22 protein-coding genes and 2 pseudogenes are annotated in these 25064 nt (G+C 58.2%); 6 read left to right on the top strand and 18 right to left on the bottom strand.

What is annotated here, in order from left to right:
• The first annotated feature begins 3 nt into the window (after window positions 1-3).
• The 6 genes from ACZ9BB_RS24040 to ACZ9BB_RS24015 are packed head-to-tail and all read left to right on the top strand — an operon-like array spanning window position 4 to window position 7106.
• Window positions 4-1446, top strand: a complete 1443-nt coding sequence (locus ACZ9BB_RS24040) for a mannose-1-phosphate guanylyltransferase/mannose-6-phosphate isomerase (protein ID WP_476216851.1) — start codon at window positions 4-6, stop codon at window positions 1444-1446.
• Window positions 1447-2244 carry an ABC transporter permease gene (locus ACZ9BB_RS24035; protein ID WP_476216849.1) on the top strand — a complete coding sequence of 266 codons (798 nt, stop codon included), beginning with the start codon at window positions 1447-1449 and terminating at the stop codon, window positions 2242-2244. It abuts the gene before it with no gap.
• On the top strand, window positions 2244-3497 hold the full coding sequence (locus ACZ9BB_RS24030) for an ABC transporter ATP-binding protein (RefSeq protein WP_476216847.1): 1254 nt from the start codon (window positions 2244-2246) through the stop codon (window positions 3495-3497). Before ACZ9BB_RS24035 ends, ACZ9BB_RS24030 begins: the two co-directional genes overlap by 1 nt.
• The gene (locus ACZ9BB_RS24025; protein WP_476216845.1) at window positions 3494-4861 is read left to right on the top strand and encodes a glycosyltransferase family 4 protein; all 1368 of its coding nucleotides are present in this window, start codon (window positions 3494-3496) and stop codon (window positions 4859-4861) included. Before ACZ9BB_RS24030 ends, ACZ9BB_RS24025 begins: the two co-directional genes overlap by 4 nt.
• Window positions 4845-5975 carry a glycosyltransferase family 4 protein gene (locus tag ACZ9BB_RS24020; RefSeq protein ID WP_476216843.1) on the top strand — a complete coding sequence of 377 codons (1131 nt, stop codon included), beginning with the start codon at window positions 4845-4847 and terminating at the stop codon, window positions 5973-5975. The genes ACZ9BB_RS24025 and ACZ9BB_RS24020 overlap by 17 nt, the downstream gene beginning before the upstream one ends.
• Window positions 5976-7106, top strand: a complete 1131-nt coding sequence (locus ACZ9BB_RS24015; protein WP_476216841.1) for a glycosyltransferase family 4 protein — start codon at window positions 5976-5978, stop codon at window positions 7104-7106.
• Between the two features lie 152 nt (window positions 7107-7258).
• Here ACZ9BB_RS24015 and ACZ9BB_RS24010 read toward each other — a convergent pair whose 3' ends face one another.
• The 18 genes and pseudogenes from ACZ9BB_RS24010 to ACZ9BB_RS23925 all read right to left on the bottom strand — a co-directional run bounded on the left by ACZ9BB_RS24010 (window position 7259) and on the right by ACZ9BB_RS23925 (window position 25064).
• A complete protein-coding gene (locus ACZ9BB_RS24010; RefSeq protein WP_476216839.1) occupies window positions 7259-7636 on the bottom strand; it encodes a DUF6124 family protein in 378 nt (125 codons plus the stop codon).
• 439 nt (window positions 7637-8075) lie between these two features.
• A pseudogene (locus ACZ9BB_RS24005) lies at window positions 8076-9017 on the bottom strand (pyridoxamine 5'-phosphate oxidase family protein); the annotation flags it as partial.
• Between the two features lie 63 nt (window positions 9018-9080).
• Entirely contained in the window at window positions 9081-9707 is a 627-nt protein-coding gene (locus ACZ9BB_RS24000; protein WP_476216837.1) for a glutathione S-transferase family protein, read from the bottom strand.
• 129 nt (window positions 9708-9836) lie between these two features.
• Window positions 9837-10739, bottom strand: a complete 903-nt coding sequence (locus tag ACZ9BB_RS23995; protein ID WP_476216835.1) for a LysR family transcriptional regulator — start codon at window positions 10737-10739, stop codon at window positions 9837-9839.
• A 299-nt stretch (window positions 10740-11038) separates the two neighbouring features.
• On the bottom strand, window positions 11039-12319 hold the full coding sequence (locus tag ACZ9BB_RS23990) for a glycoside hydrolase family 68 protein (RefSeq protein ID WP_476216833.1): 1281 nt from the start codon (window positions 12317-12319) through the stop codon (window positions 11039-11041).
• 309 nt (window positions 12320-12628) lie between these two features.
• Entirely contained in the window at window positions 12629-14461 is a 1833-nt protein-coding gene (gene glmS / locus ACZ9BB_RS23985; RefSeq protein ID WP_476216831.1) for a glutamine--fructose-6-phosphate transaminase (isomerizing), read from the bottom strand.
• 1 nt (window position 14462) lies between these two features.
• Entirely contained in the window at window positions 14463-15239 is a 777-nt protein-coding gene (locus ACZ9BB_RS23980) for a DeoR/GlpR family DNA-binding transcription regulator (RefSeq protein ID WP_476216829.1), read from the bottom strand.
• A gap of 203 nt (window positions 15240-15442) precedes the next feature.
• Window positions 15443-16810 (bottom strand): bifunctional UDP-N-acetylglucosamine diphosphorylase/glucosamine-1-phosphate N-acetyltransferase GlmU, encoded by a 1368-nt coding sequence (gene glmU, locus ACZ9BB_RS23975; RefSeq protein ID WP_476216827.1) that lies wholly within the window; start codon window positions 16808-16810, stop codon window positions 15443-15445.
• A gap of 115 nt (window positions 16811-16925) precedes the next feature.
• The gene (locus tag ACZ9BB_RS23970) at window positions 16926-17351 is read right to left on the bottom strand and encodes a F0F1 ATP synthase subunit epsilon (RefSeq protein WP_007903037.1); all 426 of its coding nucleotides are present in this window, start codon (window positions 17349-17351) and stop codon (window positions 16926-16928) included.
• Window positions 17352-17396: 45 nt separating this feature from the next.
• Window positions 17397-18776 carry a F0F1 ATP synthase subunit beta gene (atpD, locus tag ACZ9BB_RS23965; RefSeq protein WP_476216825.1) on the bottom strand — a complete coding sequence of 460 codons (1380 nt, stop codon included), beginning with the start codon at window positions 18774-18776 and terminating at the stop codon, window positions 17397-17399.
• Window positions 18777-18803: 27 nt separating this feature from the next.
• Window positions 18804-19665, bottom strand: a pseudogene (gene atpG, locus ACZ9BB_RS23960) (F0F1 ATP synthase subunit gamma).
• A 50-nt stretch (window positions 19666-19715) separates the two neighbouring features.
• Window positions 19716-21260, bottom strand: a complete 1545-nt coding sequence (gene atpA / locus ACZ9BB_RS23955) for a F0F1 ATP synthase subunit alpha (RefSeq protein WP_476216823.1) — start codon at window positions 21258-21260, stop codon at window positions 19716-19718.
• Between the two features lie 21 nt (window positions 21261-21281).
• The gene (locus ACZ9BB_RS23950; protein ID WP_054594854.1) at window positions 21282-21818 is read right to left on the bottom strand and encodes a F0F1 ATP synthase subunit delta; all 537 of its coding nucleotides are present in this window, start codon (window positions 21816-21818) and stop codon (window positions 21282-21284) included.
• Window positions 21819-21830: 12 nt separating this feature from the next.
• The gene (locus ACZ9BB_RS23945) at window positions 21831-22301 is read right to left on the bottom strand and encodes a F0F1 ATP synthase subunit B (protein ID WP_476216820.1); all 471 of its coding nucleotides are present in this window, start codon (window positions 22299-22301) and stop codon (window positions 21831-21833) included.
• Window positions 22302-22358: 57 nt separating this feature from the next.
• Window positions 22359-22616, bottom strand: coding sequence for a F0F1 ATP synthase subunit C (gene atpE / locus ACZ9BB_RS23940; protein WP_002555987.1), 258 nt, complete (start codon window positions 22614-22616; stop codon window positions 22359-22361).
• 133 nt (window positions 22617-22749) lie between these two features.
• Window positions 22750-23619 (bottom strand): F0F1 ATP synthase subunit A, encoded by an 870-nt coding sequence (atpB, locus tag ACZ9BB_RS23935; protein ID WP_476216787.1) that lies wholly within the window; start codon window positions 23617-23619, stop codon window positions 22750-22752.
• Window positions 23620-23635: 16 nt separating this feature from the next.
• Entirely contained in the window at window positions 23636-24043 is a 408-nt protein-coding gene (locus ACZ9BB_RS23930; protein ID WP_476216785.1) for a F0F1 ATP synthase subunit I, read from the bottom strand.
• A gap of 148 nt (window positions 24044-24191) precedes the next feature.
• Entirely contained in the window at window positions 24192-25064 is an 873-nt protein-coding gene (locus tag ACZ9BB_RS23925) for a ParB/RepB/Spo0J family partition protein (RefSeq protein ID WP_007934333.1), read from the bottom strand.

The raw sequence follows: 25064 nt of genomic DNA, 5'->3' as shown, positions 1-25064 counted from the left end.
GCCATGCTGATTCCCGTGATTCTCTCCGGTGGTGCCGGGACCCGTTTGTGGCCGGTCTCTCGCGAAGGCCATCCCAAGCCCTTCATGGTGCTGCCCGACGGTCAGTCATTGCTGGGCAAGACCTATCGGCGTGCGGCCGGTTTGCTCGATGGCTGGGGCGATATCGTCACGGTGACCAACCGCGACTATTACTTCCAGAGCAAGGATCACTATCAGGATGCGCGTCTGGAGCGCCATCGCGGGCATTTCCTACTTGAGCCGATGGGCCGTAATACAGCCCCGGCCATCGCCGCTGCGGCCCTTTCGCTGCAAGCCCTGCACGGCGACGAAGCGATCATGGTGGTGATGCCTGCCGACCATCTGATCCTCAACGAAGACGCATTGAAGAGCGCGGTCGAGCATGCCGTGGCACTGGCCAAGGCCGGTCATCTGGTGACGTTCGGCGTCGTGCCGACAGCCCCGGAAACCGGTTTCGGCTACATCGAAACCGGTGCCCCCCTGGATGACAAAGGCGCTGCCAAGGTGCAGCGCTTCGTCGAAAAGCCCGACCTGCAAACCGCCACGCATTATCTGGAGAGCGGTAATTTCCTGTGGAACTCCGGGATGTTCTGCTTCTCGATCGCCACGCTGCTGGCCGAGTTGCACCTTCACGCCCCCGAGCTACTTGAACAGGCGCGTGCCTGCATGGCGGCCAGTGCACCGGTGGAAACCGGCGGTTGCCTGCAGCAGGAACTGTCGCCGACACATTTCGCCGAGATCACCGACATCTCCATCGACTACGCCTTGATGGAGCGCTCCGACAAAGTGGTCGTGGTGCCAGCCGGTTTCGACTGGAGCGACATCGGTTCCTGGGGCGCGGTGGCAGCATTGGTGCCAGCCGATGCACAGAACAATCGCGCCAGTGGCGATGCGATCTTCATCGACAGCCACGACAACTTTGTCCAGAGCGAAGACCGGTTGGTCGCCGCAGTGGGTGTGGATAACCTGATCATCATCGACACCGCCGACGCGCTGCTGGTGGCTCACGCCGATCGCGCCCAGGATGTGCGCCGGGTAGCCCGGCAGCTCAAGGACAAAAAACACGAAGCCTATCGCCTGCACCGCACAGTCAGCCGACCGTGGGGCACCTACACCGTGCTTGAAGAAGGCCCGCGCTTCAAGATCAAGCGTATCGTGGTCAAACCCGGGGCCAAGTTGTCGTTGCAGATGCACCACCACCGCAACGAACACTGGGTGGTGGTCGAAGGCATGGCCAAGGTCACCAACAACGGTTCCGGTTCGCACCTGGTGGCCAAGAACGAGTCGACGTTCATTGCCGCCGGGCACAGGCACCGTCTGGAAAACCCCGGCGTGATCGACCTGGTGATCATCGAAGTGCAAAGCGGCGAATACCTGGGTGAGGACGATATCGTTCGCTTCGAAGACCAATACGGCAGGACGGTTTGAATGCTGCTTTCCCTGTATCGCTCGCTGTGGGGCTATCGAGGTTTCATCCTCGGTAGCGTCAAGCGAGAGTTTCAAGCGCGTTATCGCAATTCGCTGTTCGGTGCCCTGTGGACCGTGCTCAATCCGCTGTCGATGATCGTTGTCTACACGGTGATTTTTTCCCACATCATGCGTGCACGTTTGCCGGGTGTGGATGACGGCATGGCCTACAGCATCTACCTCTGCGCCGGGCTGCTGACCTGGGGCCTGTTCTCGGAAATCACCCTGCGCAGCCAGAACATGTTTCTGGAAAACGCCAACCTGCTGAAAAAAATCAGCTTCCCGCGGATCTGCCTGCCGGTGATTGTGCTGTTCAACGCCGGCATCAACTTCGCGATCATCATCGGGCTGTTCCTGGGCTTTCTGCTGATCACTGGACGTCTGCCGGGGATGGCCCTGCTGGCGTTGCTGCCGCTGGTGGCGTTGCAGGTAATGTTCTGCGCCGGGCTGGGAATGATCCTCGGCGTGCTGAATGTGTTCTTTCGCGATGTCGGGCAACTCTTCGGCATTTGCCTGCAATTCTGGTTCTGGCTGACGCCGATCGTGTACCCGCTGAGCATCCTGCCCGAGTGGGTACAACGGCTATTGCAACTCAACCCGCTGACCAACCTGATTGGCAGCTACCAGAACCTGTTCCTCTACGGCCAATGGCCGGTCTGGAGTTCCCTGCTGCCGATCTTCGTGATCGGTCTGTTGTTCTGCGTGATCGGGCTGCGGCTGTTTCGTCAGCGGGTCGGCGAAATGGTGGATGAACTCTGATGGGGCACATACGCGTGACCGGCCTGGGCAAGGCCTACAAGCAATACCCCACGCGCTGGAGCCGACTGGCTGAATGGCTGATCCCGTTTTCGCCGATCCGTCATCGCCAGCATTGGGTGCTACAAGACGTGGCCTTCGAGATCGCTCCCGGTGAAGCGGTGGGCATCGTCGGAGTCAACGGCGCCGGCAAAAGTACTTTGCTGAAGATGATCACCGGCACCACCCAACCCACCTGTGGACAAATCCAGCTCGAAGGCCGCGTCGCCGCACTGTTGGAGCTGGGCATGGGTTTTCACCCGGACTTCACCGGCCGGCAGAACGCGGTCATGGCCGGGCAACTGCTGGGCATGCAGGTCGAAGAAATCGAAGCCCTGATGCCACAGATCGAACATTTCGCGGAAATCGGCGAAGCCATCGACCACCCGGTGCGCACCTACTCCAGCGGCATGCAGATGCGCCTGGCGTTCAGCGTGGCCACCGCCCGGCGCCCGGACATCCTGATCGTCGACGAAGCGCTGTCGGTGGGCGACGCCTACTTCCAGCACAAAAGCTTCGACCGCATCCGCAGCTTCCGCAAGGCCGGCACCACCTTGTTGATCGTGTCCCACGATCGCTCGGCGATCCAGTCGATCTGCGACTCGGCAATCCTCCTGGAAAACGGCCGCATGGCCATGCATGGCAAGCCCGAAGCCGTCATGGACTACTACAACGCCCTGCTCGCCGAGCGCGAAGGGCAGACGGTGCGTCAGGAAATGCTCGCAGACGGCCAGGTGCAAACCGTTTCCGGTACCGGTGAAGCCGGGATCCTCAGCGTGCGTCTGCTGGATGAGCGCGAGCGTGCCATCGATGCCGCCGAGGTCGGCCAGGCGGTGGTGCTTGAGGTGCAAGTCGAAGTACGCCAGGACATCGAACGCCTGGTGCTGGGCTTCATGATCAAGGATCGTCTGGGCCAGGCCATGTATGGCATCAACACCCATCGTCAGGACCTCGCCCTCACCGACCTGCAGGCTGGCGAGCGATTGACCTACCGCTTCTCCTTCGTCATGGGCCTGGGCAAGGGTAATTACTCGGTAGCCCTGAGCCTGTCGCGGCTGGACTCGCACCTGGACCGCAATTTCGAGTGGCGCGACTACGGTCTGGTGTTCCACGTGATCAACAACCGCCACGAAGACTTCGTCGGTTGCTCGTGGCTGGGGGCGAAAACCACCATCACTCGCGCAGCCGAATCGATTGTTTCGGAGAACGCGCCATGACACGTCTTCTGGTGGAATGCACCCACGTGTTCCTGCACCCCAAGGTCAATTCGGGCATTCAACGGGTGGTGCGCAACGTCATCAATCAATTGCCTGAGCGTGTCGACGGCGTCGAGTGCATCCCGGTGGTGCTGCTCAAAGGCAAGCTCTATCGGGTGCTGAGCCTGGCCCCTTTGGACACACCGCTTTTCAATGGGCTGATGGAATTCGGCGGGCGTCTGGAGCGTGTGGCCCATCGTTTCTGGCAATTGCACCAGCGCCTCCACAAACGCTGCAAATCGCGCTGGACCCGGCGTGCGCTGTATGTGGCCTACCGCCTCACAACGCTGGCGAGCCTCAGCGTGCCATTGCGCCTGATCGACCGGATCAATCAGTTTCAACTGCCTAAACGTTGTTCGCCGTTGCAGCATCAACCGGGCGATCAATTAGTGTTGCTGGATTCGTCCTGGCATACCGACTTCTTCCCATGGGCCGAGCAACTCAAACGCGAAGGCGTGGGCATTGTCTCGGTGATCTACGATCTGATTCCCCTGACCCATCCGCAGTTCTACGACACGCGACTGGTGCAGATTTTCAATGAGTGGTTCGACTGGATCACCCAAACCGCCCATGGCTACGTGGCGATTTCCGCCACGGTGCGCGATCAGGTGCGCGATGAATTGCATCGTCGCGTCGGTCCTGCCAAAGCCGACACCTTGTGGTTCGACTATTTTCACCTGGGCTCCGAGCTGGACCTGCACGAAGAAACCGCCGCCATCGAAACGCGTTTGGCACGGCTGTTCGATACCCCGGAACCGGTGTTCCTGATGGTCAGCACCATCGAGCCGCGCAAGAACCACGACTACTTGCTGGACGCCTTCGAACTCGCCTGGGCCGCAGGCTCCACTGCCCGTCTGTGCATCGCCGGGCGCATTGGATGGAAGTGCGATGCCCTGCTCGCCCGGGTGCGCAATCACCCACAGTTGAACACACGACTGTTCATGTTTAACGACCTGAGCGACACCAGCCTTGAACACGCCTATTCCCACGCCAGTGCGTTGGTGTTTCCGTCCTACGTCGAAGGCTTCGGCCTGCCACTGGTGGAAGCCATGCAGCGCGGTTTACCGGCCATGGGCAGTGACATCCCGGTCTTCCGCGAAATAGGCGGCGAATTCATGGCGTACTTTGATCTGGCCGAGCCGCAAAATCTGGCCGATCTGGTTGCCCGATTCGAGAGCAGCAAACAATTCCCGGCCGCCCGCGATGTGGTGGACTGGCGCTGGATTGGCTGGCGTGAAGCCAGTGCGCAACTGGCTGAACGGACCCTGCGCAACCTTGGGGAAACAGCCGTGGCGCAAGAGAGGCAGCATGCGAATTGCCCTTAACGCACGCATCCTCCAGGCCCCGCGCACCGGCATCGGCCATTACGTCGCCGAACTGGTGGGTGCCCTCGCCAGTGAGCCGGATGTCGAGTTGTCGCTGTTTCATGGCTGGGGCTGGAGTTCTTCACTGCCCGAGGCGGCCATGCCGGGTTACTCGCGACTGACGCCGTTACTGCGGCAAATACCCGGGGCATATCAAGCACGCCGCTGGCTGACGCAGAAACGTTTCGATAAAGGTCGCTCCCTGGCGATCGACCTTTATCACGAACCCAGTCTGTGGCCGCTGTCGTTCGACGGCCCGACGGTCATCACCTTGCATGACCTGACGCACCTGCACTATCCCGAGACGCAACCACCGGCACGCCTGCGAGAAATCGAGCGGCGACTGGCCGATGGCGTGCAACAGGCGCAGCTGATTCTCACCGACTCGCAGTACATCGCCGACGAAGCTCAGGCCTATTTCGCCCTGCCGGCGGAGCGTTTCGTGGTCGCACCGCTGGGCGTGGCTGCACGTTTCCACCCGCGCGAACCCGAGGTTATCGACGCGGTACTCAAAGCTCATGGGGTCGAGGCCCGGGAATACTTCCTTTGCGTCGGCACTCTGGAACCCCGCAAGAACCTGACCCTGGCCCTGCGCGCCCACGCCCAACTTCCGCAAGTGCTGCGCCAGCGCTTCCCACTGCTGATCGTCGGCATGGCTGGCTGGCAGCGCGAGCAATTCAGCGATGAACTGCACCGGGCATTGGCCACCGGCCATGTGTGTTTACTGGGTTATCTGCCCGACGAGCACGTCGCGCAGCTGTTGGCCGGCGCTCGGGCGCTGATTTTCCCGTCGCGCTATGAAGGCTTCGGCCTACCCGTGCTGGAGGCCATGGCTAGCGGCACGCCGGTCATCCTGACCCGACGTTCGGCCATGCCCGAAGTCGCAGGCGTTGCAGGCAACTATATTGAACCTGACGATCCAGACGGCCTGCGCGATGCGATGCTTCGCCTGATCGACGATCAAGCGTATTGGCAGGCATGCTCGGACGCCGGGCTGCAGCAGGCAAGGATTTTTTCCTGGGAGCGTTGCGCGAAGGCCACGGCCCGCGCCTACCGCCAGGCCATGGGAGGTTGAATGCGAGTTCTTCATTTTTTCAAGACGTACCTGCCTGACTCGGTCGGCGGGATCGAGCAAGTGATCTTCCAGTTGTGTGAAAGCGGCGCCCAGCATGGCATTGAAAGCCAGGTGTTGACCCTCAGTGCCGATCCGACACCGCCGGTGGTGCAACTCGGGCAGCACGAAGTCCATCGGGCCAAACTCGACATTCAGTTCGCTTCCACAGGCTTTTCTTACAGCGTCTTCAAGCAATTTCGCGAAATGGCCGCAGAGGTGGACGTGGTCAATTACCACTTCCCGTGGCCGTTCATGGACCTGGTGCATTTCTTCAGCGCCATGAACAAACCCAGCGTAGTGACCTACCACTCGGACATCATTCGCCAGAAGCACCTGCTCAAACTTTACCGGCCACTGATGAACCGCTTTCTTGCCAGCGCCGACCGGATCGTCGCCGCGTCACCCAACTACCTGCACACCAGTGATGTGTTGCAACAGTTTCAGGGCAAGACCCGGGTCATCCCCTATGGCCTGAACAAGGCCGGTTATCCACAGCCCGATCACGAACGCATGGCCCGTTGGCGGCAAACCCTTGGGGATAAGTTTTTCCTGTTCGTTGGCGTGATGCGCTATTACAAAGGCCTGCACATCCTGCTCGATGCCTTGAAAGACGTGGACTACCCGGTGGTGATTGTCGGCGCCGGGCCGCTGGAAACCGAGCTGCACGCCCAGGCCGCGGCGTTGGGTTTGCGCAATATTCACTTCCTCGGGCGTCTGGGGGACGAAGACAAAGTCGCCCTGCTGCAACTGAGTTACGCCATCGTGTTTCCCTCGCACCTGCGCTCCGAAGCGTTCGGTATCTCGCTGCTCGAAGGCGCGATGTACGGCAAACCGATGATCTCCAGCGAAATCGGCACCGGCACCAGTTACATCAACATCCACAACGAAACCGGGCTGGTGGTGCCGCCGAGTCATCCACAGGCGTTCCGTGAAGCCATGCGCACCCTGTGGGAAAATCCCACGCTTGCGGCGCAAATGGGCGAGAAGGCCGAAGCCCGTTATCGGCAGTTGTTCACTGCCGACGAAATGGGTCGCAAGTGGACGACGTTGTACGAAGAACTACTGGAAGAAAAATCCCTGTCCTACGCCTAAACCTGCGGGACCGGACTGTTGTGGCGAGCGAGCTTGCTCGCGTTGGGCTGCGTAGCGGCCCCAAGATTCTGGCAACTAACGCCGAATTTGTGAGTGCTGCGCACTCAAGCGGGAGCAAGCTCCCTCGCCACAAAAGCCATTCCTACAGGGGATTAGCTGTGTGGTGCAGGTTTCGGTATGTCGAGGTTATCCAGCATCCGGTTCACCGCCAGTTCTGCCAGCATGACGATCTGTTGAATCGCCATCGCCGTATGCCGGTGCGGCCCTTCCAGATACCCCGCAAAATCACTCGCCATCACACTGGCCTGGGCCAACGATTCACAGGTGTGGGCCAACAGGTCTTCGTCCTTGATATCCGGCGCAACCATATACATCGTGCTCGGTTTGCGGCTCGCGGGTGATTTGAGGGCGGCTGGGTTGAGGTAGTGATCGAGCGCGCGGTTAGCGGCTTCGTTGAGTTTTTTTGAATCGAGAGATTCGTAGGGGGAAACGTCGTCGGTTTCTGGGGGATTCGGTGTTGCTTTGAACATGGTGAAACTCCATTCGAGGACTGGAGTTCGCCAACACTGCGACCAAGCAGAAGGGTGGCGAACCGTACGCGGGTTGGTCGACCAGGGAATGGAACCCGGCAGGGCCTAAGCCCTCCCACGCACAGCTCGCCATGAAGCAAGCACAAAAGTGCGCCATTCTAAACCTGGGCGACCAAACCCGATCACTGAATTTGCAGCGACTCCCAAAGCCTATCCAGCGCATTTCCGACCGGCAACCGTCAAAACTTGTCGGAAACATTCCCAAAAATCACTCGGTCTGTAGGACGACCACGACCCAATGTGGGAGCGAACCTGCTCGCGATGGCGGCGTGTCAGGCGACCTCAATGTTGAATGTGAGAAAGTCTTCGCGGGCAAGCCTCGCTCCTACAGTGGATTTTCTGTGTTCCCCACATGGGTTACAGGTCCGGCTTGGGCTTACAAGCGTACATTCGCCTGTGCCCAAGTCCCGGTCAGTAAACTGGTGGGTGACACGCCGTCAAAGCGCCAGCGCAAGGCCAGTGCCGCGGGCCGTCGCACCACATGCTCCACCTCGAATGTCCATAACCGCTCGGCCCCTTGAAAGGCTTCGACCTGCGGGCCTTCGAGAATGATTTGCGTGCGACCGCTGAGGTGCAGCAAGTCACCCGAATCGAAATCGATGAACAGCAAACCGGCTCGAGGATTGATCAGCAGGTTGCCCAGGGTATTGAAGAACAGGTTGCCGGCGAAGTCCGGGATGGTCAGGCGATTACCCTCTACCCGGACGAAACCGGCCTGGCCCCCCCGATGAGAAACGTCCACCGAGCGTTGGCCATCGACGTCCACATAGCTGGCGACAAAGAAGGTATCGGCGCCGGCAATCATGGCTTTGGCCGCGTCATCCAGCCCGTTGAGGTGCTGCGCGATACGGGTCGCCGGATCCGCCAATGGCACCGAGCGAAACTGGCGCAATTGAATGTATTTCGGGCAATTGCCGAAAGATTGCTCCACCTTCACCTCCAAGCCGCTCGCCGTCACAGTGCCGACTCGACCATTGAGACGGTTGCGACGTCGGGTGTGCAGTTCGATACCAAGCAGACCGATCGCCGCTCCCTCTTGCAATTGCGCAGGGTCGTCGTGGCCAGGCAGGCTGGCGAACTGCAACAGCGTAGGCTCGGGAGACTTCGCAAAGCCCGGCGGCCCTTCAAGAATGCTGGCCCAAGGGTTGCCGTCAGCATCCACCGCGCCGTACAGCATGAATGGCAGTTGCTGATAGAACGTGCGGTGCTGATCCGGCATCTCGCTGCGAATCACCCTACGACCTAATACGTCCATTCGCTCAGCGACACCCACGTGAGCCTGCAACTGTTTCTCGCCGACGTGCCACGGTGAACGTTCCATTATGGCTTCTCCTCTGCGCCCATCGCGCAATGTGAGCGGCCCGGCTGAGTCGGGCCATGAGCATCAGGCCGTTGTTTGCAAACCGGCGACGGTGCGTGGCATGCCGACAAACCCCGGCAAGGCTTCGACCCGCGCCAGCCAGGCGCGGACGTTGGCGTAATCTTCCAGCGATACATTGCCTTCCGGCGCATGGGCGATGTAGCTGTAGGCCGCGACATCGGCGATGGTCGGCTCGTGGCCGGCCAGGTACTGAGTATTGGCCAGTTCCTGATCGATCAGCTTGAGCAAAGCGTGGGAATTAGCGATCACCTCTTTAGCGTTGTAAGGCGCGCCAAACACAGTGATCAGCCTTGCACGGGCGGGGCCAGAGGCAATTTGCCCGGCGGCGACCGACAACCAGCGCTGAACCTTGGCTGCACCGACCGGATCGGTTGGCAGCCAGCGACCGTTGCCATATTTTTGCGCCGGATAGACCAGAATCGCGTTGGAATCGGCCAGTACCACGCCTTGGTCATCGAGGACTGGAACTTGACCAAAAGGATTGAGCGCGAGGAAATCCGGCTGTTTGTGCGCGCCCTTGGCCAGATCGACGAAGATCAGCTCGGTCGGCAGTTCAAGCAGCGACAGCATCAGTTCCACACGATGAGCGTGGCCGGAACGGGGGAAGTGGTAGAACTTGATGGCGCGCATGGGTCAACTCCGCTGGGTGGTGGCGCCGCTGCATGGAGATCAACACCGGGAGGCCATCTTCCATCCACCACCAAAACAACAGAATAACCAGTAAACGCAATCCATTATTTCAACCAGCGCAATAAACATTCAGCTCTGCAGTGCCGGGTGTTCGCGCAGCGCCTTCACTGCAAAATCCACAAAACTGCGGACCCGCGCCGGGGCTTTGCGCCCGCCCTGGTAAACCACATGGATCGGTAATGGAGGCAGTTCGAAGTCGGCCAGAACAATTTCCAACTCACCGGCCGCGACTTTGCTCGCCACTTGATAGGACAGCACGCGGGTCAGCCCCAACCCCAGGCACGCTGCAGTAATGGCAGCCTGATTGGCGGTCACCACCAGCCGCGGTTCAGGACGAACGCTGAGCGGCTGCCCTTTTTCGAGAAACGGCCAGTTCCTGAGTTGCCCGATGGACGAGGTCGCGACAATCGGCGCATCGGACAACTCCTCAGGGTGCCGAGGCCGGCCATGAGCTTGCAAGTAGCCCGGCGATGCACAGATCACACGGCGCACCTCGCCGACCCGAATCGCGTGCTGATTACTGTCCGGCAGCTCACCAATGCGCACGGCCACATCGATGCCCTCCTCGACCATGCTCACCACACGATCGACCAGCACTCCATTGATCGTGACTTGGGGGAATTGATTGAGGTAATCCACCATGACCGGTGTGATGAACAATTCGCCGAACAATACCGGCGCGGTGATCGTCAGCTGCCCACGGGGTTGCGCGTGGCTCCCGGCTGCTGAATCCTCGGCTTCCTGCACCTCGGCGAGAATTCTGCGACAGTCTTCCAGATAACGCTGACCCGCCTCGCTCAAATACACGCTGCGGGTCGTACGCGTCAGCAGCAGCGTGCCGATGCGTTTCTCCAGCGCTGCCACCGCGCGGGTGACACTCGCCGCCGACATCCCCAAACGCCGCGCCGCCGCCGAGAAACTTTGTTCCTGGGCGACGACGGCAAAGACCTGCATTTCCTGGAATCGGTCCATGGGCATGCCCTCTGTTCAGATAAAAAAAGATCGCAGTCTGCGGCAGGCTGCGATCTTTTGTGTTTTAAATTTAGAGAACAAAAACTGTCGCATGCTTCTAACTCATTGAATTTTATTAACTTAATACCCGTTACTGGCTGCATCCTTGCAGCCAGTTTCGAAGGGTAAATGTTACGCATTATTCAATGCGGCTCCCGATCAAGTCGCAATGTGTCAGGCGCGGATATCTCGATCATATCCACCACGAGTTTGCTATCGAGTTCAAACCCGGTGCCTGAAGACCCTGTGTAGCTTCAATACTATTTCAGCGTTACATCAATCATCGGTGGGATGTAACCGTAGTCATACTCGGCCACCACGAAAGTCTGCTGCCCTTTCACCTTGATGCCCACTGTCGGCGCTTCAGTACCGCCGATCCTGAACTGCATTCCGGTGTCGCTTTCCTCAGTTGGTACACTGTCGATGAACGAGGTCACCAGGCCGTTAGGCATCACGTAATGTGAATAGGTTTGAAATGGTTGGGAAGATGGGTTGCCTAGCACCAGACCTGAACCGTTCAGCGGCACGTAGGGGCCGAAGAGCGAATCTGCCACGAAACCGTACACCCCGTCCGGACCGGTCACACCGTCGGTATAAGTAAACGTATGGCTGATGGTGAACAAATAGTATTTACCGTCCTGGAACAGGAAGTGCGGACGTTCGGTCTGATCGTTGACTCCGACTGCGGTCAGCAGTGGTGGCAGCATTTCCCAGTCATCGCCCTCTTCGTCATTTGCTACGGCGATACCGACGCAGGCGGTTTGGAAGCGCGAGCTACCGACGTCTTCATAGCCCGGCGGTACGTTGCCGATTTCCGCTTCGCCAACCTTGTGCGAACCACGCTCACCGGCCACGTTGCCCTCAAACAGCATGTACAACTTGCCGTCTTTCGGATCGCGGAACGGCCATGGATCACGGAAACCCCAGTACGGGTTCTGCGCCTCGGTCTGATACATCTCGCCGTCGGCTTCAAACAACGACGTAACCTTTTCGAAGCCCACCATGCTGACGCCATGTTCAGTCGTCACTACGCGGCCACGCACCTTGACGATCGTGGCGCCCGGTGTAACGGCGGTGTAATACAAATCCACTTCACCCTGGTCGTTCAACAGAATCGGAGAGCCGGCCCATTCGCGGGTGGTTGGCGAAACCCCTTCGGCCATCACACGACCACCCAACTGCCAGTCTTTACCGGTGCGGGAAAACCAGTAGTACATCTTTGCCCGACCGTGGCGATCGTTCCAGTCGCGAGAGATGTCGTAATTGCCGTTTTCGTCGATGTACTCCGGGTCGTTCGGATGGCGATCCGCAGTCAGGGTGAAGATCACTGACCAGCCATCGACGGAGGTCACGTTACCGTCCATGTCGCGCAGCGGCATGGTGTCCCAGATGAACACCTCGTCGCTCAATACCGGGAAATCCCCGCTGACCAGCGGTTGGGTCGTGGTGGGATCATCCGCGTGAACTTTCAGCGCATCGGCTCGGGTCCACAGGCTGGGTTGATGGGGTGTTTTGCCGAATTTTTCAGTGTTGCTTTTCATAGGAAAGACCTCGTCCATGAATGGGTTCAAATAAATACTCATCAAAATACTGTATGTACATACAGTTGTTTTACTGTAGGACAATGCATTTTCAGGATCAAGAAAAATCTTGATTTTTTTGAAAAATTTGGCTTTTTATTGCTAGCTGATACGTTTCATCCAATTATTTTTTGCAAAAAAAAGACCTACCTCTCGGCAAGTCTCTTTTCATTCCAGCGTGAGATTCAGTGTGAAGCGCTTCCCCTCACACCACGCCCTTTGCGACAGTTTTTATTCTCTAATTTCAGTTTTACATCATCTGTGGATAACTTATTCCACCGTCACCGACTTCGCCAAATTCCGCGGCTGATCCACGTCAGTACCCTTCAATACCGCCACGTAGTACGACAGCAACTGCAACGGAATGGTGTAGAGAATCGGCGACAAGATGTCATGGATGTGCGGCATATGGACGACATGAGTGCCTTCGCCATTGGTCATGCCGGCTTGCTCGTCAGCGAAAACGATCAGCTCACCGCCACGGGCACGGACTTCCTGGAGGTTGGACTTCAACTTCTCCAGCAATTCGTTATTCGGTGCCACGGTGACCACTGGCATGTCGTTATCCACAAGCGCCAACGGGCCATGTTTCAGTTCGCCAGCCGGATAGGCTTCGGCGTGGATGTAGGAGATTTCCTTGAGCTTGAGGGCCCCTTCCATCGCCACCGGGAATTGCGCGCCGCGACCGAGGAACAAGGTGTGGTTCTTCTCGGCGAACAGCTCGGCAATTTTCTCCACGGTGCTGTCCATGGCCAGGGCTTCGCCCAAACGGGTCGGCAGGCGGCGCAGTTCTTCGACCAGCGTGGCTTCGACACCTGCAGCCAACGTACCGCGAACCTGCCCCAGGGACAGGGTCAGCAACAGCAAACCAACCAATTGAGTGGTGAAGGCTTTGGTCGAGGCCACGCCGATTTCGCGACCGGCCTGGGTCAGCAGGGTCAGGTCCGATTCACGCACCAGGGAGCTGATGCCGACGTTGCAGATCGCCAGGCTGGAGAGGAAACCCAGTTCCTTGGCATTACGCAGGGCGGCCAAAGTGTCGGCGGTTTCACCTGATTGGGAGATACTCACGAACAGGGTGTCTGGCTGCACGACCACTTTGCGGTAGCGGAATTCGCTGGCGACTTCGACCTGACACGGAATACCGGCCAGTTCTTCGAGCCAGTAACGGGCAACCATGCCGGCGTGATAACTGGTGCCACAGGCAACGATCTGCACATTACGCACTTTGGCGAACAGCTCGGCAGCTTGTGGACCGAACGCCTGGACCAGCACCTGATTCTGACTCAGGCGACCTTCCAGGGTGCGCTGCACCACGACCGGTTGCTCGTGAATTTCCTTGAGCATGTAATGGCGGAACTCGCCTTTGTCAGCCGCTTCGGCACCGTCACGGTACTGAACGCTTTCACGCTCGACGAGTGCACCGTTGATGTCCCAGATTTGCACGCTGTCGCGGCGAATTTCGGCGATATCGCCTTCTTCCAGGTACATGAAGCGGTCAGTGACCTGGCGCAGGGCCAACTGGTCGGAAGCGAGAAAGTTTTCACCCAGGCCCAGACCGATCACCAATGGGCTGCCACTGCGGGCGGCCACCAGGCGATCCGGTTGCCGGGCGCAGATCACCGCCAGACCGTAAGCGCCGTGCAGTTCTTTGACAGTCGCTTTCAGGGCTGCAGTCAGGTCGGGCTGCTCGTTGAGTTTTTCGTTCAGCAAATGTGCAATGACTTCAGTGTCCGTATCCGACGTGAACACGTGGCCCAGAGCCTTGAGTTGTTCGCGCAGGGCTTCGTGGTTCTCGATGATGCCATTGTGCACCACCGCCAGATCGCCGGAAAAATGCGGGTGAGCGTTGCGTTCGCATGGCGCGCCATGGGTTGCCCAGCGGGTGTGGGCAATGCCCAGACGGCCAACCAGAGGCGCTTCGATCAGCGCTTGTTCCAACTCGCTGACCTTGCCCGGGCGACGCATGCGCAGGAGTTTTTCCTCGTTGGTGTACACCGCCACACCGGCGCTGTCATAGCCACGGTATTCCAGACGCTTGAGGCCTTCGAGCAGGACGGCGGTAATGTTACGTTCTGCGACTGCACCGACAATTCCACACATGCTAGTTCTCCTGACTGACGGCGGCGCAAATCAAATTAATGCCGCGGGCCTGAATCTGATCGCGTGCCGCAAGTGGCAGGCGATCATCGGTAATGAGGGTATGGACGCTGCTCCATGGCAGCTCCAGATTGGGAATTTTGCGGCCGATCTTGTCGGCCTCGACCATCACGATCACTTCGCGGGCGACCTCAGCCATGACGCGGCTCAGGCCCAGCAACTCATTGAAGGTGGTGGTGCCGCGCACCAGATCGATGCCATCGGCACCGATAAATAACTGATCAAAGTCATATGAGCGTAGTACTTGCTCGGCCACCTGGCCCTGGAAGGACTCGGAATGCGGGTCCCAGGTGCCACCGGTCATCAACAGCACCGGCTCGTGTTCGAGTTCGCTCAAGGCGTTGGCGACATGCAGGGAGTTGGTCATCACCACCAGACCCGATTGCTGGCCGAGTTCCGGGATCATCGCGGCAGTGGTACTGCCGCTGTCGATGATGATTCGCGCATGTTCGCGGATCCGCGTGACGGCGGCGCGGGCGATCGCCTGCTTGTATTTGGAAACCGGTTGGCCGACATCGGCGACCAGTTCCTGGGGCATGGTGATCGCACCGCCATAACGGCGCAGCAACAGACCGTTGCTTTCAAGCGCCGCCAGATCCTTGCGAATCGTAACTTCCGAAGTTTCGAAGCGCTTGGCCAGTTCGTCCACACTGACTTCGCCCTGCTCATTGAGCAAGGCGAGGATATTGTGGCGGCGTTGGGGCGTGTTGCGTTTCGACATGGCTTGGTAAGTTTCGATTCGAAAGATAACGTAAGCAATCAAAACCTATCAGCGAAATTTCGTCAAGCGGGATATGACAAAAAAGACCTGTGGATAAAAGCTTCGCGGGCAAGCCTCGCTCCTTCTGGATATCACTGTCCGTAGGAACGAGGCTTGCCCGCGAAAGCAATCTCATAGTCGTTACATCATACGCTGTGGATAACTCAGCTCTTCTTGATCTTCTCCGGCCGCTTCCAGCCGTCGATGTTCTTCTGCCGTGCCCGGCCTACAGCCAACTGAGCTTTATCCACATTCTGGGTAATGGTCGAACCCGCCGCCGTGGTTGCCCCCGCCAAGATATCCACAGGCGCCACCAACGAGTTGTTGGAACCGATGAACACGTCTTCACCCAGCACGGTTTTCCATTTGTTGGCACCGTCGTAGTTACAAGTAATGGTGCCCGCGCCAATGTTGGTGCGCGCACCGATCTCGGCGTCGCCCAGGTACGTCAAATGACCGGCCTTGGCGCCTTCACCCATGTGAGCATTCTTCAGCTCAACGAAGTTACCCACATGCGCGCGGGCTTCCAGCACTGTGCCGGGACGCAAACGAGCGAACGGGCCGGCATCGCTGCCTTCGCCGAGAATCGCGCCTTCGATATGACTGTTGGCCTTGATCACCACGCCTTTGCGCAGGGTACTGTCCTTGATCACGCAGTTCGGGCCGATCACCACGTCATCCTCGATGACCACCTTGCCTTCGAGGATCACGTTGATGTCGATCAGCACGTCGCGGCCAACAATGACTTCGCCGCGCACATCGAAACGTGCCGGGTCGCGCAGGGTCACGCCTTGCGCCATCAAACGACGAGCGGCGCGCAACTGATAGTGGCGCTCAAGCTCGGCTAGTTGTTTGCGATCGTTGGCGCCCTGCACTTCCATGGCATCGACAGGCTGTTCGGTGGCCACCACCAGACCATCGCTGACCGCCATGGCGATCACGTCGGTCAAGTAATACTCGCCCTGAGCATTGTTGTTAGAGAGGCGGCTGACCCAATCGCCCAAACGTGCAAAAGGCAGCGCGAGAATGCCGGTATTGCCTTCGGTGATCGCACGCTCGGCTTCGTCGGCGTCTTTCTGCTCAACGATGGCGGTCACCTTGCCGGAGGCATCACGGATAATGCGACCATAACCGGTCGGGTCATCCAGTTCGACGGTCAGCAGGCCCAATTGCTGCGGTGCAGCCTGCTTGAGCAGGCGTTGCAGGGTTTCGACTTCGATCAGCGGCACGTCACCGTAGAGAATCAGCACGGTATCGGACTCAATGAACGGCACGGCCTGGGCCACTGCATGACCGGTACCCAGCTGTTTGTCCTGCAGGACGAAATTCAGGTCATCGGCGGCCAGACGCTCGCGCACCGCTTCGGCACCATGACCGATCACCACGTGGATGCGCTGTGGATCAAGTTGCCGGGCGCTGTGGATAACATGGCCAAGCATCGAGTTACCGGCAACAGGGTGCAGGACTTTCGGTAAGGCCGAACGCATGCGAGTGCCTTGGCCGGCAGCAAGAATTACGATTTCAAGAGACATGACAGACTACTAATCCTGGGGTCAGCAACCGCGACCGGGTGATAAAAGTCGGAAAAGAAAAAAGGGTAGCCGAGGCTACCCTTTTTAATCAATCACGCAACAAGTCGATAGCCGCTTAGTGGCCGAACTTCTTGCGGATCTGCTGGACGGTGCGCAGCTGAGCTGCAGCCTCGGCCAGACGTGCGGCAGCAGCTCCGTAATCGAACTCTGCGCCTTTGTCATGCAGGGCCTTCTCGGCAGCCTGAACTGCTTCCCGAGCGGAGGCTTCATCCAGGTCGGCAGCACGTTGCACGGTGTCGGCAAGAACCTTGACCATGTTCGGCTGAACCTCGAGGAAACCACCGGAGATGTAATACACCTCCTCTTCCCCGCCCTGCTTGATCAGGCGGATCGGACCCGGCTTGAGATTGGTGATCAGCGGCGCGTGACCCAGGGCGATACCAAGATCACCCAGTGCACCGTGCGCAACCACCATCTCGACCAGGCCGGAGAAGATTTCCCCTTCCGCGCTGACGATATCGCAATGGACTGTCATAGCCATCTGATTGCCTCAACCTAAATTAGCGCCCGTTGCCGGGCGCCGGGATTACAGTTTCTTGGCTTTCTCGATCGCTTCTTCGATGCCGCCGACCATGTAGAACGCTTGTTCTGGCAGGTGGTCGTAGTCACCGTTGAGGATGCCTTTGAAGCCAGCAATGGTGTCCTTCAGGGAAACGTATTTACCCGAAGCACCGGTGAAGACTTCAGCCACGAAGAACGGCTGCGACAAGAAACGCTGGATCTTACGAGCACGGTTTACCAACTGCTTGTCGGCTTCCGACAGCTCGTCCATACCCAGGATCGCAATGATGTCCTTCAGTTCTTTGTAACGTTGCAGAACATACTGTACGCCGCGAGCGGTGTCGTAGTGGTCCTGGCCGATTACGTTCGGGTCCAGCTGGCGCGAAGTCGAGTCGAGTGGATCGACCGCTGGGTAAATACCCAGGGAAGCGATGTCACGGGACAGAACGACGGTGGCGTCCAAGTGGGCGAAAGTGGTCGCTGGCGACGGGTCAGTCAAGTCATCCGCAGGTACGTATACCGCCTGGATCGAAGTGATCGAACCGTTTTTGGTCGAAGTGATACGCTCTTGCAGAGTACCCATCTCTTCGGCCAGGGTCGGCTGGTAACCTACTGCGGAAGGCATACGGCCCAGCAGTGCGGATACTTCAGTACCGGCCAAGGTGTAACGATAGATGTTGTCGACGAACAGCAGAACGTCGTTACCTTCGTCACGGAACTTCTCGGCCATGGTCAGGCCGGTCAGTGCTACGCGCAGACGGTTACCCGGCGGCTCGTTCATCTGACCGTAAACCAGTGCCACTTTGTCCAGAACGTTGGAATCCTTCATCTCGTGGTAGAAGTCGTTACCCTCACGAGTACGCTCACCCACACCGGCGAACACGGAATAACCGCTGTGCTCGATGGCGATGTTACGGATCAGTTCCATCATGTTTACGGTTTTGCCTACACCGGCACCACCGAACAGACCGACTTTACCACCCTTGGCGAACGGGCAAACCAGGTCGATAACCTTGATGCCGGTTTCCAGCAGGTCGTTGCCGCCCGCTTGTTCAGCGAAGGTTGGCGCAGGACGGTGAATGCCCCAGCGCTCTTCGGTGGCGATCGGGCCAGCTTCGTCGATAGGGTTACCCAGGACGTCCATGATCCGGCCCAGAGTCGCTTTACCGACCGGTACGGAGATGGCTGTGCCAGAGTCGGTGACTTCCAGACCGCGCTTCAAGCCTTCGGTGGAACCCATCGCAATGGTACGAACCACGCCGTCGCCCAGCTGTTGCTGAACTTCCAGAGTGGTTTCGGCCGCGCTTTGTACTTTCAGCGCGTTGTAGATGCTCGGTACGCTGTCGCGTGGAAATTCCACGTCGATAACGGCGCCGATGATTTGAACGATACGTCCGCTACTCATAGCTGGATCCTCTGAATATTTGAACCGTTAAACCGCGGCAGCGCCGCCGACGATTTCCGAGATCTCTTGGGTGATCGCAGCCTGACGCGCCTTGTTGTAGACCAGCTGCAAATCGCTGATCAAATCACCGGCGTTGTCGGTAGCGTTCTTCATCGCGATCATCCGCGCAGCTTGTTCAGCCGCGTTGTTCTCGACCACCGCCTGGTAGACCTGCGACTCCACGTAACGGACCATCAAGCCGTCAAGCAGCTCTTTGGCGTCCGGTTCGTACAGATAATTCCCAGTGGTGCTTGAGTTCCTGATCCGGGGTTGCCACCAGTGGAATCAACTGCTCCACGGTAGGCTGTTGTGTCATGGTGTTGATGAACTTGTTGGACACCACGGACAGGCGGTCAATACGGCCGTCCAGGTAGGCATCCAGCATCACCTTGACGCTGCCGATCAGGTCATTGATCGACGGCTCTTCACCCAAGTGGCTGATAGCTGCAACGACGTTACCGCCGAAGTTGCGGAAGAAAGCCGCACCCTTGCTACCAACAACACACAGATCGATCTCGACGCCGTTTTCGCGGTTTACCGCCATGTCCTTGACCAGGGCCTTGAACAGGTTGGTGTTCAAGCCACCACACAGACCACGGTCACTGCTCACCACGACGTAACCGACGCGCTTTACTTCGCGCTCGATCATGAACGGGTGGCGATATTCCGGGTTGGCGTTGGCCAGATGGCCAATAACCTGGCGGATGCGCTCCGCATAAGGACGGCTAGCAGACATGCGCATTTGTGCCTTGCGCATTTTGCTGACCGCCACTTTTTCCATGGCGCTGGTAATCTTTTGCGTGCTTTTGATGCTCGCAATCTTACTGCGAATCTCTTTTGCGCCTGCCATGTAACACCTATCAGGTTAGCAAGCGGGAGCCTTGCGGCTCCCGCTGCGGCTTACCAGGTTTGGGTGGCCTTGAACTTCTCGATACCGGCTTTCATGCCAGCGTCGATTTCGTCATTGAAGTCACCCTTCACGTTGATCTTCGCCATCAAATCGGCGTGATCGCGGTTGAAGAAAGCAATCAGCGCTTGTTCAAAGCTGCCGATCTTGGCGATTTCGACGTCAGTCAGGAACCCACGCTCAGCGGCATACAGCGACAGCGCCATGTCAGCGATCGACATTGGTGCGTATTGCTTCTGCTTCATCAGCTCGGTAACGCGCTGACCATGCTCAAGTTGCTTACGGGTCGCTTCGTCCAGGTCAGAAGCGAACTGGGCGAATGCCGCCAGTTCACGGTACTGAGCCAGAGCGGTACGGATACCACCGGACAGCTTCTTGATGATCTTGGTCTGAGCGGCACCACCCACACGGGATACCGAAACACCGGCGTTCACTGCAGGACGGATCCCGGAGTTGAACATCGCCGATTCCAGGAAGATCTGACCGTCGGTGATGGAAATCACGTTGGTCGGAACGAATGCGGAAACGTCGCCAGCCTGGGTTTCGATGATCGGCAGTGCGGTCAGGGAACCGGTTTTGCCGGTTACTGCGCCGTTGGTGAACTTCTCTACGTATTCTTCCGAAACGCGGGATGCGCGCTCCAGCAGACGGGAGTGGAGATAGAACACGTCGCCTGGGTAAGCTTCACGGCCTGGTGGACGGCGCAGCAGCAGGGAAATCTGGCGGTAAGCCACTGCTTGCTTGGACAGATCGTCATAAACGATCAGCGCGTCTTCACCGCGGTCGCGGAAGTATTCGCCCATGGTGCAACCGGAGTACGGTGCCAGGAATTGCAGTGCAGCGGATTCCGAAGCACTGGCAGCCACAACGATGGTGTTGGCCAGAGCGCCGTTTTCTTCCAGCTTGCGAACCACGTTGGCGATGGTCGATTGCTTCTGACCGATGGCTACGTAGACGCAGAAGATGCCGCTGTCTTTCTGGTTGATGATCGCGTCGATCGCCAGAGCGGTTTTACCGATCTGACGGTCACCGATGATCAGCTCACGCTGGCCACGGCCGACAGGGATCATGGCATCGACAGCCTTGTAGCCAGTCTGTACAGGCTGGTCTACCGACTTACGCCAGATCACGCCTGGAGCAACTTTCTCGACCGCATCGGTCTCGGTGTTGTTCAGCGGACCTTTGCCGTCAACTGGGTTACCCAGTGCGTCGACAACGCGACCCAGCAGTTCCTTACCAACCGGAACTTCGAGGATGCGGCCAGTGCACTTGGCGCTCATGCCTTCAGCCAGAGACTGGTAAGAGCCCAATACAACGGCGCCTACAGAGTCTTGCTCGAGGTTGAGGGCCATACCGAAGACGCCGCCCGGAAACTCGATCATCTCGCCGTACATTACGTCGGCCAGACCGTGAATCCGCACGATACCGTCAGATACGCTGACGACAGTGCCTTCGTTACGGGCTTGGGAGGTCACATCGAGCTTGTCGATGCGGCCCTTGATAATTTCACTTATTTCGGAAGGATTGAGTTGCTGCATTGCTCTGCTGCCCCTTCAAACTCAAGATTTCAATGCTTCGGCAAGGTTTGCGAGTTTCCCGCGAACCGAGCCATCGATAACCAGGTCGCCGGCGCGGATGACAATGCCCCCAATAAGGGATTTGTCTTCCTCGACTTGCAGGCGCACTTCCCGGTTGAGTCGTGCACTGAGAACCTTGGCGAGTTTGTCTTGCTGTTCTTGGTTCAATGCAAAAGCACTGGTGACTTCAACGTCTACCGACTTCTCTTGTTCGGCCTTGTACAGGTCAAACAGAGCGCTGATCTCCGGCAACAGCGGGAGACGGTCGTTTTCGGCAACGACGTTAATGAAGTTCTGTGCCTTGGCATCAAACTTGTCGCCGCACACGTCAATAAACGTGGCGGCCTTGTCTGCGCTCGTCAGTCGCGGGGCCTTGAGCACGCGCTGCATGGTGTCGTCTTGCGACACTGCTGCAGCCAGGCCGAGCATGGCTGACCAAGAGGCCAGTTGCTGGTGGGCCTGGGCGTGCTCGAAGGCTGCCTTAGCGTAAGGTCGGGCCAACGTGGTCAGTTCTGCCATGATCGCCCTCGCTTAAATTTCAGCAGCCAGTTTGTTAACCAGCTCCGCGTGCGCGTTTTGATCGATTGCGGCACCCAGGATCTTCTCGGCGCCACCAACGGCCAGAGCACCCAGTTGGGCACGCAGCGCGTCTTTGACACTGTTCAGTTCCTGTTCGATCTCGGCCTGAGCCTGAGCCTTTACACGTTCAGCGTCGATACGGGCTTTTTCAACAGCCTCTTCAACGATCTGATTACCGCGTTTCTTGGCTTGCTCAATGATTTCAGCTGCCTGAGCTTTCGCTTCGCGCAGTTGCTGACCCACTTTCTCATGGGCCAACTCCAGGTCGCGAGCTGCTCGGCTGGCAGCGTCCAGTCCATCCGCGATCTTCTTCTGACGTTCGTGCAAAGCCGCGATGACCGGAGGCCACACGAACTTCATGCAAAACAGTACAAAAATGAAGAACGCAACGGACTGGCCAATCAGGGTTGCATTAATGTTCACGCCAACACCTCGCTCGTTCGTTGCACATCACACCAATCAACTCGAAGGTTCGAGTGATTAGCCAGCGAGTTGACCAACGAATGGGTTCGCGAAGGTGAAGAACAGAGCGATACCAACACCGATCATGGTCACGGCGTCGAGCAGACCGGCAACGATGAACATTTTGACTTGCAGCATTGGAACCATTTCTGGCTGACGCGCTGCGCCTTCCAGGAACTTGCCGCCCAACAGGCCGAAACCAATTGCGGTACCCAGTGCGCCCAGGCCGATCAACAGTGCAACAGCGATAGCGGTTAGACCAACTACAGTTTCCATCTTTCCTCCCGACTTTTACGTCGTATGGTTTAGGTTTTTTAGATTTTAAAGCGGTAAAACAAATCGTTTCATAGCCCTGTTCGGGCACCCTCTCGTTTGACCGAGAGGGACATCAGACTAGTCGAGACTGGTCTTAATGGTTCTCTTCGTGCGCCATCGACAGGTAAACGATGGTCAGCATCATGAAGATAAACGCCTGCAGGGTGATGATCAGGATGTGGAACACAGCCCACGCCCACTGCAGAACTACGCCCAGGCCGCTAAGCCAGAGCAGACCGCTGCCGAACATCACAGCAATCAGAATGAAGACCAGCTCGCCGGCGTACATGTTGCCGAACAGACGCAGTGCCAGGGAGATTGGCTTGGCTACCAGTGTCACGAACTCCAGCAGGAAGTTCACCGGGATCAGCAGGGCTTGAACGACGATGTTCTTGCTGCCGAACGGGTGCAGGGTCAGTTCGCCGATGAAGCCGCCGATGCCCTTGACCTTGATGCTGTAGAAAATGATCAACGCGAATACCGACAGGGACATGCCCAGGGTCGCATTCGGGTCAGTAGTAGGAACGGCGCGGAATACCAGATGCGGGTCGCCGGAAATGATGGCAGCCAGCTTTGGAATCCAGTCGACCGGTACCAGGTCGACAGCGTTCATCAGGAATACCCAGACAAAAATCGTCAGAGCCAATGGCGCGATCAATGGATTGCGGCCATGGAAAGTGTCTTTCACGCTGCCGTCGACGAACTCGATCAGAACCTCGACGAAGTTCTGCAGGGCGCCTGGTTGACCGGAAGTCGCCTTCTTTGCCGCCATGCGGAAAAGAAGAACGAAGATCAGACCCAACGTAACCGACCAGCCGAGGGTATCGACGTGGAAAGCCCAGAAGCCCATTTCCTTGGCCTCTGCTGCGGTGTGGGCAAAGCCCCAGCCGCCGGTAGGTAGCTGACCGAAGGTCAGGTTCTGCAAGTGGTGCTGGATATAGCCCGAAGCGGTTTCTGCTGCCATGGTTGCCTCAAACGCCCTAAGGTCTCGAAAGTCTTGTTCTCATTAGCAGGGGAGCGAACCAGCTGACCAGTTGGGTCAGCACGAAGACGCCGAATACTGCTAACGGCGCCAGTGGCTTCACACCTGCAAACGTCAATGCAAACAGCACTGCCGTCAAAATCAGTTTGCCCGCCTCGCCGGCATAAAAAGACCGGACGATGGCTTGAGCTGCTCGGGCGCCGGAAAACCGAAATGCCCTGTGAGCGAAATAAATATTGGGAAGCAAGGCTATCAGGCCTCCGCAAAGCCCTGAGTACCCGGCAACGACTCCATGCCATTGCCAGAGCGCCAAAGCGGCAATCAGCAAAACGACAAATTGAGCCATTAACACCGGAAAAACAGCCAGGCGATGGAACGGCAAGCGGTTTGGCGTGCGGGTTTCCATCACTTTTGCTCTCCAATGGTCGGCTGCCGGAATTCAATAACTTGGCATAATTTGTGCCGACAAAATGCGCGCAGAGTATAGGGGCGGTTCTGCCCCTATTCAACTGTCAGGTAGTGATTTCCCACTTCACGCTACATGAGCAATTGTTTCAGCGGATGTGAGCAAGTACACCTTGAAGCTCATCGAGAGAGTTGTACCCGATTACCAACTGCCCTTTACCCTTCTTTCCGTGGCGGATCTGCACCGCAGAGCCTAGGCGCTCAGCCAGACGCTGCTCGAGCCGGGCGATATCCGGGTCCGGTTTTGCAGGTTCCACAGGCTCCGGTTTGCCACTCAACCACTGGCGAACCAGTGCTTCAGTCTGGCGCACAGTCAGGCCTCGTGCGACAACATGTCGCGCCCCTTCGACCTGCTGGTTTTCCGGTAAACCGAGCAAAGCACGGGCATGACCCATTTCCAGGTCGCCGTGAGAGAGCATGGTCTTGATGACTTCCGGCAGCGAAATCAGGCGCAGCAGGTTGGCCACGGTGACGCGGGACTTACCCACAGCCTCGGCCACTTGTTGCTGAGTCAGCTGGAATTCCTGCTGCAAACGCTGCAAGGCCACCGCTTCTTCGATCGGATTGAGGTCTTCGCGCTGGATGTTCTCGATCAGCGCCATGGCAATGGCGGTTTCATCCGGCACATCGCGAACCATCGCCGGGATGGTTTCCTGGCCAGCCTGCTGGCTGGCGCGCCAGCGGCGTTCGCCGGCGATGATTTCGAAGCGGCCACTACCGATCGGGCGAACCACGATCGGCTGCATCACGCCTTGGGCCTTGATCGACTGCGCCAGCTCTTCCAGCGCCTGGGGATCCATGTCCCGACGCGGCTGGTACTTGCCACGCTGGATCAGGTCCAGGGGCAGGTGTTGCAACTCACGCTGGTCGGCTTGCACCGCTTGTTCTTCCAGCGAGCTGACAGTCGGACCACTCAGCAGTGCATCCAGTCCACGTCCGAGACCTCGTTTCTTGACGGCCAT

The organism is Pseudomonas sp. TE3552 (assembly GCF_056278945.1).
Note: the sequence above shows the minus strand (reverse complement) of the source record. Positions and strands in the feature narration are given on the sequence as shown.